This window comes from Stutzerimonas balearica DSM 6083 (assembly GCF_000818015.1).
GTDB lineage: Bacteria > Pseudomonadota > Gammaproteobacteria > Pseudomonadales > Pseudomonadaceae > Stutzerimonas > Stutzerimonas balearica.
The window spans coordinates 1,551,150-1,567,488 of record NZ_CP007511.1 but is presented as its reverse complement, the minus strand read 5'-3'; the positions used below and the strand labels follow the sequence as shown (position 1 = coordinate 1,567,488).

The 16,339-nt window shown below is 62.9% G+C and carries 17 protein-coding genes; 3 read left to right on the top strand and 14 right to left on the bottom strand.

Annotated elements, in window-relative coordinates; genetic code table 11:
* Positions 1-42: 42 nt before the first annotated feature.
* Genes plsX through CL52_RS20595 form a run of 3 tightly spaced genes read right to left on the bottom strand, consistent with a single transcriptional unit; the run spans position 43 to position 1,835 of the window.
* Entirely contained in the window at positions 43-1,110 is a 1,068-nt protein-coding gene (gene plsX, locus CL52_RS07195; RefSeq protein ID WP_041106087.1) for a phosphate acyltransferase PlsX, read from the bottom strand.
* 1 nt (position 1,111) lies between these two features.
* Positions 1,112-1,294: a 50S ribosomal protein L32 gene (gene rpmF, locus CL52_RS07190; RefSeq protein ID WP_041106089.1), complete on the bottom strand. Its 183-nt coding sequence runs from the start codon at positions 1,292-1,294 to the stop codon at positions 1,112-1,114.
* Between the two features lie 13 nt (positions 1,295-1,307).
* Positions 1,308-1,835, bottom strand: coding sequence for a YceD family protein (locus tag CL52_RS20595; protein WP_074519864.1), 528 nt, complete (start codon positions 1,833-1,835; stop codon positions 1,308-1,310).
* Positions 1,836-1,954: 119 nt separating this feature from the next.
* On the opposite strand from CL52_RS20595, the gene CL52_RS07180 reads away from it, so the two are divergent.
* Positions 1,955-2,533 (top strand): Maf family protein, encoded by a 579-nt coding sequence (locus CL52_RS07180; RefSeq protein ID WP_043219398.1) that lies wholly within the window; start codon positions 1,955-1,957, stop codon positions 2,531-2,533.
* A 9-nt stretch (positions 2,534-2,542) separates the two neighbouring features.
* On the opposite strand, the gene CL52_RS07175 is transcribed toward CL52_RS07180, so the two are convergent.
* Genes CL52_RS07175 through rluC form a run of 3 tightly spaced genes read right to left on the bottom strand, consistent with a single transcriptional unit; the run spans position 2,543 to position 5,150 of the window.
* Entirely contained in the window at positions 2,543-3,529 is a 987-nt protein-coding gene (locus CL52_RS07175; protein WP_043219396.1) for a S49 family peptidase, read from the bottom strand.
* A 9-nt stretch (positions 3,530-3,538) separates the two neighbouring features.
* Positions 3,539-4,201, bottom strand: coding sequence for an HAD-IA family hydrolase (locus tag CL52_RS07170; protein WP_043222995.1), 663 nt, complete (start codon positions 4,199-4,201; stop codon positions 3,539-3,541).
* Positions 4,197-5,150: a 23S rRNA pseudouridine(955/2504/2580) synthase RluC gene (gene rluC, locus CL52_RS07165; RefSeq protein ID WP_043219393.1), complete on the bottom strand. Its 954-nt coding sequence runs from the start codon at positions 5,148-5,150 to the stop codon at positions 4,197-4,199. The genes CL52_RS07170 and rluC overlap by 5 nt, the downstream gene beginning before the upstream one ends.
* Before the next feature lie 545 nt (positions 5,151-5,695).
* Here rluC and rne point away from each other — a divergent pair.
* Positions 5,696-8,743: a ribonuclease E gene (gene rne / locus CL52_RS07160; RefSeq protein ID WP_200889411.1), complete on the top strand. Its 3,048-nt coding sequence runs from the start codon at positions 5,696-5,698 to the stop codon at positions 8,741-8,743.
* A 98-nt stretch (positions 8,744-8,841) separates the two neighbouring features.
* Here the strand turns inward: rne and murB are convergent, their stop codons facing one another.
* Genes murB through CL52_RS07120 form a run of 8 tightly spaced genes read right to left on the bottom strand, consistent with a single transcriptional unit; the run spans position 8,842 to position 15,678 of the window.
* On the bottom strand, positions 8,842-9,861 hold the full coding sequence (murB, locus tag CL52_RS07155; RefSeq protein WP_043219387.1) for a UDP-N-acetylmuramate dehydrogenase: 1,020 nt from the start codon (positions 9,859-9,861) through the stop codon (positions 8,842-8,844).
* Positions 9,858-10,322 (bottom strand): low molecular weight protein-tyrosine-phosphatase, encoded by a 465-nt coding sequence (locus CL52_RS07150; protein WP_043219384.1) that lies wholly within the window; start codon positions 10,320-10,322, stop codon positions 9,858-9,860. The genes murB and CL52_RS07150 overlap by 4 nt, the downstream gene beginning before the upstream one ends.
* A complete protein-coding gene (kdsB, locus tag CL52_RS07145) occupies positions 10,319-11,089 on the bottom strand; it encodes a 3-deoxy-manno-octulosonate cytidylyltransferase (RefSeq protein ID WP_041106105.1) in 771 nt (256 codons plus the stop codon). The genes CL52_RS07150 and kdsB overlap by 4 nt, the downstream gene beginning before the upstream one ends.
* Positions 11,086-11,271: a Trm112 family protein gene (locus CL52_RS07140; RefSeq protein ID WP_041106106.1), complete on the bottom strand. Its 186-nt coding sequence runs from the start codon at positions 11,269-11,271 to the stop codon at positions 11,086-11,088. The genes kdsB and CL52_RS07140 overlap by 4 nt, the downstream gene beginning before the upstream one ends.
* Positions 11,272-11,317: 46 nt before the next feature.
* Positions 11,318-12,319: a tetraacyldisaccharide 4'-kinase gene (gene lpxK / locus CL52_RS07135; protein ID WP_043219380.1), complete on the bottom strand. Its 1,002-nt coding sequence runs from the start codon at positions 12,317-12,319 to the stop codon at positions 11,318-11,320.
* Positions 12,319-12,747, bottom strand: a complete 429-nt coding sequence (gene pocB, locus CL52_RS07130; protein WP_041106110.1) for a flagellar polar localization protein PocB — start codon at positions 12,745-12,747, stop codon at positions 12,319-12,321. The genes lpxK and pocB overlap by 1 nt, the downstream gene beginning before the upstream one ends.
* Entirely contained in the window at positions 12,744-13,376 is a 633-nt protein-coding gene (pocA, locus tag CL52_RS07125) for a flagellar polar localization protein PocA (protein WP_041106112.1), read from the bottom strand. The genes pocB and pocA overlap by 4 nt, the downstream gene beginning before the upstream one ends.
* 28 nt (positions 13,377-13,404) lie before the next feature.
* A complete protein-coding gene (locus CL52_RS07120) occupies positions 13,405-15,678 on the bottom strand; it encodes a DNA internalization-related competence protein ComEC/Rec2 (protein ID WP_235366402.1) in 2,274 nt (757 codons plus the stop codon).
* Between the two features lie 144 nt (positions 15,679-15,822).
* On the opposite strand from CL52_RS07120, the gene CL52_RS07115 reads away from it, so the two are divergent.
* Positions 15,823-16,338 (top strand): DUF2062 domain-containing protein, encoded by a 516-nt coding sequence (locus tag CL52_RS07115; RefSeq protein ID WP_043219377.1) that lies wholly within the window; start codon positions 15,823-15,825, stop codon positions 16,336-16,338.
* The last annotated feature ends 1 nt before the right edge of the window (position 16,339 follow it).

Below are 16,339 nucleotides of genomic sequence, written 5' to 3'. Positions count from 1 at the left end.
TGTGGTTCCGAATGAATGCGCCTGCATGCAGACACAGCGATTTCAGTTGGATGACGTACCGCCGGAAGCAGTCACATCACCGCCTGCGGTCGTATGGGGGCGCATCAGCTGATCGAGGCGTATGCGCAGAAGCCCCGGCAAATCGTGCTCGATATCCAGCGCCGCGCGACGGATCGCCGCCTTGAACCCCTCTTCCCCTGCCGAGCCATGGCTTTTGACAACCACGCCCTGTACACCGAGAAAGCTCGCTCCGTTGTATCTGGCAGGACGGAAATCATCACGCAGCCGACGCAGCAAAGGCAGCGCCAGCGCTCCGACCAGGCGTCCGCGCCAGGACGAGGTGAACAACCCCTGCACACGCGCCATGACCATCTCGGCCAGCCCTTCGCTGGATTTGAGCACGACATTGCCGACAAAGCCGTCACAGACCGCCACATCCGCCTCGCCACGATAAAGCCCATCACCCTCGATGAACCCTCGGTAGTTAAGACTTTCCCCAGCCTGCTGAAGCAACTGAGCAGCGGCCTTGACCTGCTGATTGCCTTTGACGTCTTCGATCCCGACGTTCAGCAAGGCGACACGTGGATTATCGACACCCAGCGACTGTGCCGCGGCTGCTCCCATGACTGCGAACTGGTAAAGCTGCTCGGGCTCGCAGTCCACGTTCGCCCCAAGGTCAAGCAGCAAGCAGGCGCCTCGTGAAGTCGGCAACAGAGTCGCCATGGCGGGCCGGTCGATACCGGGCAGCGTCTTCAGCACCTGACGAGCCAGCGCCATGAGTGCTCCGGTATTACCCGCACTGACCAATGCATGGGCCTGGCCGTCGCGCAACAACTCGAGGGCGACACGCATCGACGATTGCGGCTTGCTGCGTAGCGCTTGGGAGGGGCGCTCATCCATGCCGATGACCTGATCAGCAGCCACGACACGCAGCCGCGACCGATCGACCGAGCCAGATCGTGCGATGAGTTCTTCTATAACGGAGGGTTGGCCAACAAGGGCCAGGTGCAACGCAGGGTCTTCAGCCAGACAGGAGATGCTGGCCGGAACAATGCAGCGGGGACCAATGTCCCCGCCCATTGCATCGATCGCGATGATCGGAGCGGACAAGTTACTCGTCAGCGCCCTTGTCGATCACTTTGCGACCGCGGTAGAAACCATCCGGGGAAACGTGGTGGCGCAGGTGTACTTCACCAGTGCTCTTTTCCACGGACAGGGCGTTCGCCTCGAGCGCGTCGTGCGAACGGCGCATGTCACGGGCGGAACGGGATTTTTTGTTCTGCTGAACAGCCATTTTGGATCAACTCCTAAACGTTTGGGTCACGCTTTAACTGCGCCAGAACGCTGAACGGGTTGGACCGCGTCACCTCGTCCTCTGTCGACTCAGGCTCATCGAGCCCAGCCGGCGGCTGGCAAATTTCAGGGTCATGGAGTGGAACAATCGGCAGAGCAAGCAAAAGCTCGTCCTCGATCAGCGCCAGCAGATCCAGCGGATCCTCTCCCACTTCCAGTACGTCATACTCCCTGGGAAGGTGGTCACTGCTCGCGCCTTCGTTCACACCGGCATAAGTGCACTCACTGTGAACAGGCAGAACAACCGGCCCCAGACAACGCTGGCATATCATTTTGACGTCAACGTCCAGCTCGCTGCGGATGATCAGGGCTCGCTGCTCATCACGTCCGAAATGGAGACGAACATGGGCGAGGCCTTCATCATCCTCCAGAGCATCGGCGAGCCGCTTCAGCTGAGACAGCTGCAAGTTTCCATCGAGCGTTGCGTCTCGGTCGGCCAACTTGCGCGGATCAACGTGCGGAGGTATCGGTCCTTTCAACATAAGCGCGGCATTCTAGGGTCGCGCCCCGGAGCTGTCAAAGGAATTCCATCCCCGCCGACCGAGCGCATGCAGTCGCGACCGCGCTCGTATATATAAGGAGGAAAAACCCAGGAGAAACCATGCAACCCCTACTGCTTGCCTCAAGCTCACGATACAGACGCGAACTGCTTGAACGACTCGGATTGCCCTTTCAATGCTGCGCGCCCGATATCGACGAAACTCCAGCGCCCGAGGAACCCGCCGAACAACTGGTTCGCCGCCTGGCGCGCGAGAAAGCCATGGCTCTGGCCGACACGCACCCGAACCACTTGATCATCGGTTCCGACCAGGTCGCCGTACTTGGCAATCGGATTCTCGGCAAGCCGGGCAATCACGCCGAAGCCTTCAGGCAGCTTTCCGCAGCGAGCGGCGCATCGGTTCGCTTTCTCACCGGCATTGCCCTGCTCGACGCGGCGACCGGAACACTGCAGCTGGACTGCGTCCCGTTCACCGTTCACTTCAAGCAGTTGAGCGACGCGCAGATCGACCGCTACCTGCGCGCAGACACGCCATACGACTGTGCCGGCAGCTTCAAAGCCGAAGGACTTGGCGTCAGCCTGTTTCGATCGACCGAGGGCCCGGATGCAACAAGCCTGATTGGCTTACCGCTGATCCGTCTGGTCGACATGCTCAACGCCGCCGGCTTCGAGATACCCTGAGCGATCGGATCAGCGCAGCGCAGGCCCCTGCAGCCCCATCCACATTGCAAGCTCCTGCGCAACGCCGGCACCCAGCTTCTTGGTAAAGCGGTCGAGCGGCGACTCCTTGACCGTAAAGTCAGCGAGTTCCGGTTCGCCAATGATTTCGCGGGCGACGTAGGAGGTGCTACCCAAGCCATCGACCAGGCCGAGCTCGAGCGCCTGCTCGCCGGACCAGACCAGACCGGAAAACAGCTCGGGGTGCTCGCTGTCGCGCAGCCGATCACCACGCCCCTTCTTCACACTGTCGATGAACTGACGATGCGTGGTCGCCAAAACTTCGCGCCAGAACTGCGTCTCTTCCTGCTTCTGCGGCTGGAATGGATCAAGAAAGGCCTTGTGCTCGCCCGCGGTGTAGACACGGCGCTCCACACCCAGACGCTGCATGGCATCAACAAAACCAAAGGTCGCTGCTGTCACTCCGATCGAGCCAACCAGGCTGGACTTGTCCGCATAGATCTCATCTGCGGCGCTGGCAATGTAATAAGCACCGGACGCGCCCAGATCAGCGATGACCGCGTAGAGCTTGATCGCCGGGTATTCGGCCCGCAACCGGCGAATCTCGTCATACACGTACCCCGACTGAACCGGGCTACCCCCCGGGCTGTTGATCCGCAAAATCACGCCCTTGGTGTTGGAGTCCTCGAATGCCGCGCGCAATGCGCCCACGATGTTATCGGCGCTGGCCGACTCCTCATCGGCGATCATGCCGCGAACATTGATGACCGCCGTATGGCTCTCAGCGCGCGCACCATCACCGCCCATCTCCATGACCGGCGAGAAGATCAACAGCGCCCCGAACAGATAGACGAAGGTCAGCAGCTTGAAGAATATCCCCCAGCGTCGCGCTCGACGCTGCTCCTGAATACCTGCCAGCAAGGTCTTTTCCAGCAGTTTCCAGCTACTGCGATCATCCTTGCCGCTCACCTCGGAAGAGGCCTTCCACTCATCGGTCATACCGCCCTCTCAATCACACCGCGCCAGCCATTCATCCAGCTCGGAGAAATCATCAACGACCAGTCGCGGGCACCACTCTCGCAGCACCGCTTCAGACTGAGCCCCGTAACTCACCGCCACGCTATCCACGCCTGCTCGTTGCGCCATCTGCATGTCAAACACCGAGTCGCCGACCATCAGCGCCTGCCCTGGCTGATGCCCCGTGAAAGCCAGAATCTCGTGAAGCATCAGAGGATCGGGCTTGCCCGCCGTCTCGTCCGCACACCGCGTCACATCGAAGAAATCCAGCCAGCCCTGCCCCGCCAGAACGCGATCAAGCCCACGCCGCCCCTTTCCGGTCGCTACAGCGAGCAGATGACCACGCTCGCGCAGCTGCGCCAACGTATCAGCGACCCCCGGATAGAGAAGCGACGGCTCGGACTCGAGCGCCAGATAGTGATCACTGTAGGCAGCGCGAAAATGCTCGACGAGCCGCCCATCATCGATCACATGGGGATACAGGACGCAAAACGCTTCAGACAACGAAAGACCGATGATACCTCTGATCGCCTTGTCGCTTTGCGGCGCCAGATCGCACGCAGCCTCTGCGACGTGAATGGACTCGACGATCCGCGCGATGGAATCCACCAGCGTGCCATCCCAGTCAAAGATCAACAGCGGATAACGGTTAATCACCCAGCCGCTCCAAGGTCCTGCCCCATACTTCATCGACCGGCGCTTCGAGCGTCAGCTCGCCCCCTTCGGGCAATGGCACTCGCAGCGAGTAGGCATGCAGAAACAGCCGCTTGCCTCCCAGCTCGCGAATAACGCGACTGAATTCCTCGTCACCATATTTATTGTCGCCAGCGATCGCGTGGCCGGCATGCCTCGCATGCACGCGGATCTGGTGAGTTCGCCCGGTAACCGGCTTGGCCTCGACCAGCGTAGCGAAATCACCGAAGCGCCTCACCACACGAAACAGGGTCAGCGCCTCCTTGCCATCGCCCGATACCTCGACCATGCGCTCACCCGAACGCAGCGTGTTTTTCTGCAGCGGCGCACTGATCTGCTTCTTGGACGCCTCCCAGCGACCGCGCACCAGCGCAAGGTAGCGCTTGTCGACGCCATCGCTGCGCAGCGCCTGATGCAGGTGCCGCAACATGCTGCGCTTCTTGGCGACCATCAATAGACCGGACGTATCACGGTCCAGGCGGTGCACAAGCTCCAGCTCGCGCACATCGGGACGCAACTGACGAAGCACCTCGATGACGCCATAGCTCAGCCCACTCCCGCCATGCACGGCTATTCCGGCAGGCTTGTTGATTACAATCAGCGCCTTGTCTTCGTAAACGATGCAGGCCTCGAGCCGCTCCAGCAGCCCCTGCGCCAACGGCTCGGGCTCGTCTCGCTCGGCCAGCCGCAGCGGCGGGACGCGAACTACATCACCAGCCTGCAATTTGTACTCGGGCTTGATTCGCCCCTTGTTCACGCGAACCTCCCCCTTTCGCAAGATGCGATAGATGAGCGTCTTGGGAACACCGCGAAGCTGAGTACGTAGGAAATTATCGATGCGCTGGCCGGCAAGCTCCGGCGACACCTCGAGCAACTGCACGCCCGAGGTCTGAGAGGGGGTATTGGTCATCGCGGCATGATACCAATTTCGTCTATTTGAAGCACTCTGGCATTGCTGTTATAGTCGCGAACGCCGCCAAAAGCGGTCAGGCCGGAATGCAAGCGATACGCCATTCCGACTCGTTGAAAAAGGTTCGAGGACGTGAGGCCGTCCGACGGGGTTTCCTGAGTTGCAGGCAAACACCGAAATTAGCCTTGAAGACATGATGCGTGCCCTCAATGGGGAATCGCGAAATCGACAACCGCTCTGGATTCTGCGGGCGGCACCCGATTTTCAAAGTATGCGTGTTGGGTGGAGACGCACAGTAACCGATGGCGTAGCACAGGCTTGTTAGACGCTTAGTTTCGTCCGCTATCGGTAGCTGATTCCTCCTCCCCGCATTGCTTCTGTTCAGACAGCAAGCAGGAGACGTCGTCGCGACGCCGGCCTTTTCTGGCCCCACATCGCTAGACACTGGAGTGCCTTACAACCATTCCTGACGCACCTGACACCGACCGCGAGAGTCGTGTGTGCCGAACGCGGTTTCCGGATGCCACGGAAACCGACGGTACTACATGAAAAGAATGCTAATAAACGCAACTCAGCCTGAAGAGTTGCGTGTCGCACTGGTCGATGGCCAGCGCCTGTTCGACCTGGATATCGAATCCGGGGCCCGCGAGCAGAAAAAGGCCAATATCTACAAGGGTCGTATTACCCGCGTGGAGCCCAGCCTTGAGGCTGCCTTCGTCGATTTCGGCGCCGAGCGCCACGGTTTTCTGCCGCTCAAGGAAATCTCCCGCGAATACTTCTCCAAAACGCCAGAAGGCGGCCGGGTCAACATCAAGGAAGTTCTGAAGGAAGGCCAGGAAGTCATTGTCCAGGTCGAAAAGGAAGAGCGCGGCAACAAAGGTGCAGCGCTGACCACCTTTATCAGCCTGGCAGGCCGCTATCTGGTGCTGATGCCGAACAACCCGCGTGCTGGCGGTATCTCGCGCCGTATCGAGGGTGAAGAACGCAACGAGTTGCGCGAAGCGCTGAACGGACTCAACGTCCCGGCCGACATGGGCCTGATCGTCCGCACGGCCGGCCTCGGCCGCTCCAGCGAAGAACTGCAGTGGGACCTCGATTACCTGCTCCAGCTGTGGAGCGCCATCAAGGAAGCCTCCCAGGACCGCGCCGCGCCGTTCCTCATCTACCAGGAATCGAACGTCATCATCCGCGCGATCCGCGACTACCTGCGCCAGGACATCGGCGAGGTACTGATCGATAGCGTCGAAGCACAGAACGAAGCACTCTCCTTCATCCAGCAGGTCATGCCGCAGTACGCGAGCAAGATCAAGCTGTACGAAGACAGCGTCCCGCTGTTCAATCGCTTCCAGATCGAAAGCCAGATCGAAACCGCCTTCCAACGCGAAGTGAAACTGCCATCTGGCGGCTCCATCGTAATCGACCCGACCGAGGCGCTGGTTTCGATCGACATCAACTCGGCGCGCGCAACCAAAGGCGGCGACATCGAGGAAACCGCCTTGCAGACCAACCTGGAGGCGGCCGAAGAAATCGCTCGCCAACTGCGTCTGCGCGACATTGGCGGCCTGATCGTCATCGACTTCATCGACATGACACCGGCCAAGAATCAGCGCGCCGTCGAAGAGAAAGTGCGCGAAGCACTGGAAGCCGACCGCGCCCGTATCCAGGTCGGCCGTATTTCCCGCTTCGGCCTGCTGGAAATGTCGCGTCAACGTCTGCGGCCGTCGCTCGGCGAGACGAGCGGCATCGTATGCCCCCGCTGCAACGGCCAAGGAATCATCCGCGACGTAGAATCGCTTTCCCTCGCCATTCTGCGCCTGATCGAAGAAGAGGCTCTGAAGGATCGCACCGCCGAAGTCCGCGCGCGCGTGCCCTTCCAGGTAGCGGCCTTCCTGCTCAATGAAAAGCGCAACGCGATCACCAAGATCGAGCTGCGCACGCGAGCGCGCATCTTCATCCTGCCGGACGATCATCTCGAAACTCCGCACTTCGAAGTGCAGCGCCTGCGTGACGATAGCCCCGACATCATCGCCGGCAAGGCCAGCTACGAGATGGCTCAGACCGAGGCCGACGAGGTTCAGCCGATCAGCTCGACGCGCACACTGGTCCGCCAGGAGGCCGCCGTTAAAACCGCGCCTCAGCGTACCGCTCCGGCACCGACTCCGGCCGAACCCGTTGCCGAAACCCCGGCCGCGGCACCCGCACCGGCGACGCCAGAGCCCAGCCTGTTCAAAGGGCTGATCAAGTCGCTTGTTGGCCTTTTCGCCGGCAAGCAGGAGCCTGAGGTAGCTGCCGTCACCGAGCAGAAGCCCGCCACCAGCCGCCAACCGCGAAACGACGAGCGTCGCTCCGGCCGTCAGCAGAACCGTCGCCGCGATGGGCGCAATCGGGACGAAGACCGCAAGCCGCGCGAAGAACGCCAAGCGCGCGAAGAGCGTCAGCCTCGCGAAGAGCGTGCTCCTCGTGAAGAGCGTCAGCCTCGTCCACCGCGCGAGGAGCGCAAGCCCCGCGAGCAGGCCGAAGGCACCGAGTCCACTCAGCCACGGCGTGAGCGTGCGCCACGTGAAGAGCGTCAACCGCGTGAAGAGCGCAAGCGCGAGCTGCGTGCCCCGCTTGACGAAGCAGTATCGAGCGCCGTCGAGGAGCCGAGTGAACGCAAGCCAAGACCGCCCCGGGAGGAGCGTCGCCCGCGCAACGAGCCGGCTGCGAGCGAAGAGGAAGTGCTGAGCACTCAGGCGGAAGAGACTGCCGAGGAAACCCAGGAAGGTGCCGAAGGCGAGCGCCCGCGCCGCCGCTCGCGTGGCCAGCGTCGACGCAGCAACCGTCGTGAGCGCCAACGCGACGCCAACGGGAATGAAATCGAGGAAATCGACGAAAGCAACGCGCCGGTGAAAACCGAAGAGATCGCAGTCGCAGCCACCGCCGCTGCACTGGCCGCCAATTCAGCAGATACCGAGGCGGCCCAGCCGTCAGCGATCCCTGCCGAACAGCAGCCGGAAGCTGCGGCCGAAGCGGCAACGCTGGGTGCAGAGCCACAGCCTGCACCGCAGGCCGAAGCCGAGCAGCCCGTTGCGCCAGTCGCCGAAATAGAAGCAGAAGTCGCCCCAGCCGTGCCGGTAGCAGAGCCGACCGAAGCACCGGCCACTGAAGCGGCTGCTGTCGAAGCGCCTGCCAGCGAGGTCATCGCACCCGTGCGGCCGGCTGGTCGCGCACCGAACGACCCACGCGAAGTTCGCCGCCGCCAGCGTGAAGCCGAACGCCTCGCACAGGAGGCAGCCAAGGCTGAGGCCGAAGCAGCTGCCCAGCCCGCGCCGGTCGAAGAGCAGGCTGCAGCCAGCCCGGAGATTGTGGTAACGCCGCCGGCCAGCCAGGAAAACAGGACGACCGAGGAGAACGAACGCGCGGAAGCCCTGACCGGCACGCCGGAAGCACCCGTGGTGCTGGCTGAGGACACCGCTCCAGCCGTTGAACCGAGTGAGTCCGAGGGCGGCGAAATGGCGCATCGACCTACCGACGAAGCGACCAAGCAGGACGAGGCTGAGCCCTCCTCCGCGCCGGAAGTTGAGCCGGAACAGGATGACAAGCCGAAGGCCTGACGCCTGGAAACCAGGGCACACGTTGTGTGCCCTGAAACGAAAGAGCCCCGGTATCACCGGGGCTTTTTCGTTTCAGGCAAGACCGCAAGCAGCGGATGTCAAAGCACGTTGGGCTCGATTTCCAACTCGACGGCGAATCGCCTGTACACGTCAGCCTGAATCCGCTGCGCCAAGGCCAATATCTCCTTACCGGTGGCGTGACCGTAATTGACCAGCACAAGGGCCTGGGCGCGATGGACGCCAGCGTCGCCCTCCCGAAAGCCTTTCCAGCCGGCCCGATCGATCAGCCACCCGGCAGCCAGCTTGGCCCGATCATCACCCTGGGGGTAGGCCACGACATCGGGAAACTGTCGTCGCAACCGCTCAAGCTGCTCGGTAGACACGACCGGATTCTTGAAGAAGCTGCCGGCGTTTCCAAGCTCCTTGGGATCGGGCAGCTTCTCGCTCCGTATCGTGCAGACGGCGCGGCTTACGTCGACAGCGGTCGGTTGGGTGACGCCCAACTCCGCAAGCCTCTGCCTGATCGGCCCGTAATCGAGGTGCAACTTGGCATCGTGTGCCAGGCGAAACCTGACGCGCAATATCACGTAACGTCCCGCCTGGCGCTTGAACAGGCTGTCGCGATAGTCGAAGGCACAATCGCTCAGCGACATTTCACAGATCCGCCTGTGCCAGAGATCGTAAGCGGTGAGCCCCTCGAACACATCGCGGATTTCCACGCCGTAGGCGCCGATATTCTGGATCGGTGCAGCGCCAACGGTCCCCGGAATCAGGCTCAGATTCTCCAGCCCCACCAGACCGCGATCTAGCGTCCATAGCACAAACGGATGCCAGGGTTCACCGGCCTCTGCCTCCACGATCACGCCGCCGCAATCCGCCCGCAGGATTCGCCGTCCTCGGTTTGCCAGACGCAACACAAGGGCATCGATATCGCGCGTCAGCAGCAGGTTGCTGCCGCCGCCCAGCGGCATGAGCGCCAAGCCTTCGGCCACGGCAAAGGCGGCCGCAGCCGCGACATCGGCTTCGTCATGCGCCTCGGCGTAGACTCGCGCTCGCTGCTCGAGTCCAAAACTGTTCAAGGCCTTGAGCGAGTGGTCGCGCTCGATACGCAGGGTCACAGCCGCTCCTGCACTTCGTGCAGCAGGCCGTCAGCCGCCTGCTCGATCAGATCCAACACCTGCTGGAAGCCTTCCTCGCCGCCATGGTAAGGATCGGGCACCGCGTCGCAGCCTATGCCATAGCGACGCAAGAACAGGTCGGTCTCGGCCCGGGAGCCGGCTGGCTGCATCGCTTGCAGGTGGGCAAGGTTATCGTGATCCATCGCCAGTATCAGATCGAAGCGCTGGAAGTCGTCTAGCGCTACCTGGCGCGCACGCAAGCCTGACAGCTCGTATCCACGCGCCGCGGCCGCCATGCAGGAACGTGCATCGGGCGCCTTTCCCCGGTGCCAGCCTGCAGTGCCAGCCGAGTCGACCACGACGCGCGCTTCCAGACCGGCATGACGCAAACGCTGACGAAATACGCCTTCGGCAGTCGGCGAACGACAGATATTGCCGAGGCAGACGAAGAGTATCTTCACTGCGCATGCCCCAGCAGGCGGCGAACTCGCTCGAGATCCTCCATGGTATCCACGCCGGCGGGAGGCGGCTCGACGGCATCGGCGACATGGATCCTTTTGCCATGCCAGAGCGCGCGGAGCTGCTCCAGGCATTCCACATCTTCCAGCCAGCAAGGTCCCCAGGCCACGAAGTCAGCGAGAAAACCGGCACGATAGGCGTAGATACCGATATGCCGGCGGTACGGCACACCCGCCGGCAGCTGGTCCCGGCTCGCCGCAAAGGCGTCGCGCGCCCATGGCAGAGGCGCACGCGTAAAGGTCAGCGCCAGACCGTTCATGTCCGACAAGACTTTTACCACGTTGGGATTGAACAGCCCGGCGGCGTCGAGCAGCGGCTCGGCGAGCGTGGCAATCGCCGCCTCGGGATGATCCGCCAGATTGGCCGCAACCTGATCGATCACCGTTGGCGGTATCAACGGTTCGTCGCCCTGCACGTTGACCACGATGGCATCGGCCGCCAGCCCCAGTCGTGCTGCCACCTCCGCAAGCCGGTCGGTACCGGAATTGTGCTCCGGTGCAGTCAGCACGACCTCGGCCCCGAAGCGATGACAGGCATCGACGATGCGCGGATCATCGGTCGCAACCACAACCTGACGTGCCGAACTCTTGCAGGCCTGGGTCCAGACGTGCTGGATCATTGGCAGGCCGGCGATGTCCTGCAACGGTTTGCCCGGCAGACGTGTAGAAGCAAAACGCGCTGGAATGACAACGCAGAAATCCGTGCTCATTTGTCCAGGCGCTCGTCTACATCCAGCGTTCTCGCCTCGCTTTCGAGCATCACCGGAATGCCGTCTCGTACCGGGTAGGCGAGACCATCCGCCTTGCAGATCAGCTCAGACTTGTCATCGGCGAGCTTCAACGGCCCTTTGCACAGCGGGCACGCCAGAATATCGAGCAGTTTGGTATCCATTGCGCAGTCCTTTGGGGGCGTTCGACTGCAGCGGCAGGCGAGCGACTTAGGTGTGGACGGGAATCAGGCGGGCCAGTTGTTCATCGAACCAGGCAATGAAGGCATCGCAGGGCCTGGCCTGCACTTCCAGGTAATACCAGCCGGGACGCGCGAACGCCCGGCATTTGACCGCGTCCTTCTCGGTCATCACCAGCGGCAGCTCCGGAGCAAAACTGAGCTGCTCGGGGGTATACACGGCGTGATCGGCGAAGGGATGCGGAATCGGCCGCCAGTTTAGCGCCTCGAGCGTAGCGAAGAAACGCTCTGGATTGCCGATACCGGCGACCGCATGCACGGCCTGCAGCGATGCCAGATGATTCACCGGCATTACCCGGCCGCTGACGATTTCGACCAGCCCACTCGGTTGCAGGCTGAAGCCGAAGGCATCGGCTTGCGTCGTACCGCCGTTGTACAGTACCGCGTCCACGGACTCCAGGCGGCTGGCTGGCTCTCGCAGCGGGCCAGCTGGCAGGCAGCGGCCATTACCCAAGCCTCGCGCCGCGTCGATCAGGACCAACTCCAAATCGCGGCCCAGACCGTAGTGCTGCAAACCATCGTCACAGAGCACGAGATCGATCGGCTCGGCCTGCAGCAGTGCCTGTACCGCGCGGGCGCGGTCGGGATCGATCATCAATGCGACGCCGGTGCGCTGCACGATCAGCAACGGCTCGTCGCCAGCCGTCCTGGCATCCTGATCGCAAGTGACGCGCCAGGGATGTGCCGGCGGCTGCGCACCGTAACCGCGACTGACCACCCCGACACGTAGCCCGCGGGCCCGGCAATGCTCCACCAGCCACAGGATCAGCGGCGTCTTGCCTGTACCACCGACCGTAATGTTGCCCACCACGACAACTGGAACCGGCGCTCGATAGCTGGCAGTCATGCCCTGCAGGAAACGCTGCCGCTTGCGTGTGACGACCATGCGATACAACGCCTCGAGCGGGCCCAGCAAGGCTAATGCCGGGTGCCCCTGGTACCAGGCGCGCTGAAGTTTTTGCGCGAGCGTCATCAGGGCGCAGCCTGCGCCTCGACCGTGGTGATCCGCAGATGAGCGAAGCCGAGCTTGCCGGCGGCGTCCATCGCAGTGATCACGGCCTGATGGGGTGTCTTGCCATCGGCACTGATGATCAACGGCAGGCTGTTATCGCCGCCAGACTCCTTGCTCAGCGCAGCCATGAGGGCGTCGAGATCGCTTTTGAGCAGCGCCTTGCCATTGAGCGAATAGTTGCCTTCGATGTCGATCACTACTTCGAGCTGCTTGACCTCGGTCTGCTGTGGCGGCGTCCCGCTGGCCGCCTCGGGCAAATCGACCTTCAGCTGGGTTTCTCGGGTGAAGGTCGTGGTTACCACGAAAAAGAGCAGCAGAATGAATACAACATCGATCAGCGGCGCAAGCCCGATATCGACGTTCTCCCGCGGCTTGCGGCGAAACTTCACGGCCGGCCCTCGCTGAGGTCGACATCACGGTCGCCCTGAACCACCTCGACCAGCTTGATCGCCTCCTGCTCCATGCCCACGACCAATTCATCGACTCGCCGGCTGAGAAAACGATGAAAGAACAGTGCGGGAATGGCCACCATCAGCCCCGCCGCGGTGGTGATCAGCGCCTTGGATATGCCGCCGGCCAGTTGTGGCGCATTGGCCATGCCGGAGCCCATGAAGGAGCTGAAAATCTCGATCATGCCCAGCACCGTGCCGAGCAACCCGAGTAATGGCGCGATACCAGCGATGGTGCCCAGGGCGTTCAGGTAGCGCTCCAGGTCGTGGACCACGCGAGCGGCCGCTTCCTCGATGCACTCCTTCATGATTTCCCGCCCGCGCTTGGAGTTGGCGAGGCCCGCGGCAAGAATCTCACCGAGTGGCGAATCGGCACGCAGTTCCTTGAGTTTCTGGTTGCTGAGCTGCTTGTCTTTGATCCACTTCCATACCTGACCGAGCAGGTGCGGAGGCGTGACGCGACTCGGACGCAAGGTCCACAGCCGCTCAGCGATGATGGCGGCCGCAACGATTGAACACAGAATGATCGGCAGCATTATCCAGCCGCCAGCTTTGACCAGCTCCCACACGAGTCGAATCCCCCTCGAAAAAACCGCGTCACTCTAGCACAGGGCCTGCCGCCAGCCGACGGCTGCCGTTCTCATTTTCCCGCCAGAACCGACGCTCCCAGCGTAAACCCTGGGGCGCAGTGAAGCTGCCCAGTACTATGCGCAAGGCGCCGTCCCGAGCCGTGTCGTAGAGCGGTATGCCCGCCTCATCCAAACGATGCAGCACCTCGGAGTGCGGGTGCCCGAACGGGTTGTGTGCGCTACGCGACACCAACGCCGCGCTTGGCGCAACGGCCGAGAGAAAGGCGACAGAAGTCGAAGTGCGGCTGCCATGATGTCCAAGCAGCAACCAGTCGCTTCGAGGGTTAAAGCGGCTGCCGAGCAGGGCCTGCTCGGCGGCGCTGTCCAGATCGCCCGTCAGCAGAATCCGTTCGCCGGCGGCCTCGACCGCCAGCACGCAGGACGCCTGGTTTCCGTCGCCTGCACGCAGCCAGCGCCATGTCTCGAAGCGCACCTCATCCCAGCGCCAGCGTTCGCCGGGCCGGCAGTCCTCTACAGCCGGAAGGTCCAATGCCTGCGCCTCACCGCTTAGCATCCGGCGCACCGGCAAAGAGCGAAGTACCGCCTGGGCGCCACCAGCATGGTCACTGTCGGCGTGGCTGAGCAACAAAAGATCAAGCTGTCGGGTCCCCAGTCGACGTAACGAAGGCACCACCACGCGCTCGCCGATATCGAAGCGACCATAACGGGGGCCGGCATCGTAGAGCAGATCGTGGCCCTGCGTGCGGACCAGGACTGACAGCCCTTGACCGACATCCAGCACATGGATCTCGGCACGTCCCGGAGGGGGCCGTTCGCTGCCGACGAAAAGCAAGGGCAGCATCAGGAGACCGCCGAACAGACGGAACGGAATGCCTGCCGGCAGCAGCAGAATCAGCGCCCCAAGGCTCGCGGCCAGCAGCATCCAGCCGGAGGCTTGCGGCGCGAGCCAGGCCGGCTGCCAGCCAGCGACCCAGGCCAGCAAGCCGAACAAGCCCTGCAATGACCAACCTACCCCATTCAGCAGGCTCTCCCCGAGCCCCAGCGGTAGATAAAGCGCGGCAGTTCCCACAAGGGCAAACGGAACGGTCAGGCTGACCCAGGGTACCGCTACGAGGTTGGCAAGCGGCCCGCTGAAGCTGACCGGAAGCCCGAGCATCAACATCATCGGTAGCAGGCCGAGCGTCATTGCCCACTGCGCACGCAAGAGCGTGCGCCACCAGCCGGCAGCCCCGAGCCGGCCGGCAAAGACCCACACCAGCAACGCGACTGCAGCGAACGACAGCCAGAACCCTGGCTGCAGGCTGACCAGCGGGTTGGCCAGCAGCACCAGGACCAACGCGAGCAGCAAGGGGAACCAGACGCCGAGATGCCGGTAGCGCAGCCGCCAAAGCAGCACTGCCGCAACCATTACACAGGCGCGCTGTACCGGCACCTCGAACCCCGCCAGCCAGGCATAGCCCAGGGCGCCGCCGAAAGCGAGACCGCATGCAACCGGCAGCCACGGCAGGCGCGAAGGCCAGCAGCCCAGACGGTAGAGCAAATGGACCAGCCCATAGAGCAGCCCAGCCAGCATCGCCACATGCTGACCGGAAATTACCAGTAAGTGCACCGTGCCGGTGTCCTGCAGGATCTGCCAATCGCCGGGCGTGAGCCCGGAGTCGTCGCCGACGACCAGCGCCGCAATCGCACCCGAGCGACCATGGGCATCGAGCGCAGCCAGCCGCTGCCTGAGCGCATCGCGCCAGCCGGCGGCCGTGACGGAGGCCGCGACTCGCTCGCCAGCCTTTACCGTACCTGTCGCGCCGATGTGCCTTGAGAGCAGCCAGGCCTCATAGTCGAAGGTCTGTGGATTGACCATTGCGCGAGGCCGTTTCAGACGTGCCGCGAGTCGCCAGCGCTCACCGGCCCGAAGCGCAGGCCCGCCGTGCCAGCCAAGGCGAAGGCGCGACGGCAGGCCGGCATGGCGCGACTGGATATCGGTCAGTTCGAAGCGAACCACCCCGTCGATGGTTGCAGGCAAGCCGACGATCACGCCCTCGAGCCAGAAGGTGCGGCCATCCAGATCGACCGGGAGTCGGTCATCGAGGGCGAGCTGCGCCTGCCAACAGGCCCATACCAGGCCCAAGGCGAAACACGCAAAGGGGCGCGTGCGCTTCCAGCACATCGCGCCAACCGCCGTTGCACCCAGCAGTGCCAACAGAGCGCCTGCCGGCAACTCGGGCAGCCAGCGCGGCACCAGCAAACCCACCGCCAGCGCAGCCATCCCTGTGCGCGCCTTCATATGCCCTCCTGGCAAGCCGGCCGCAGCCGCAGAAAACCTGCCCGCCGCAATCCGTAGCGGCGCACAAGCCTGTGACAAAAGTTCTGTCGGCGAGAGCCTCGGAGCACGGCATAATTACGCGCTCACGTACACCCGAGTCCCGACATGCCGCGTCGTATCTTCAAGCGCTACATGCCCCACCCCGACCGCATCAAGGGTAACAAGTCACTGAGATTTCTTGGCGGCCTGATTCACGATCCCAATCTCTGGCACCTGAACCGCCACTCAGTTGCCCGCGCGATGGGCATCGGCCTGTTCTGGGCAATGATTCCGATGCCCATGCAGATGCTCGCAGCGGCGCTCTGTGCGCTCCCTGCCAGAGCCAATCTGCCGATCGCCATCGGCCTGGTCTGGCTGACCAACCCGCTGACGATGCCGCCGGTGTTTTATTGCAACTACAAGCTCGGCGCCTGGCTGATGGATACACCGGCGATCGGAATGCCAGAGGAGTTGAGCCTGGCCTGGGTGACGCATCTGCTCAGGGATAACTGGCAGCCCCTGTACCTGGGCTCGCTGGTGATGGCTGCGGTTCTGGCCCTGCTGGGCTACTTCGGCACCCAGGCCTACTGGCGCTGGTGGGTCGGCCGCAGCTGGCGTCGGCGCCAGCACGGGCGCCGCTGAG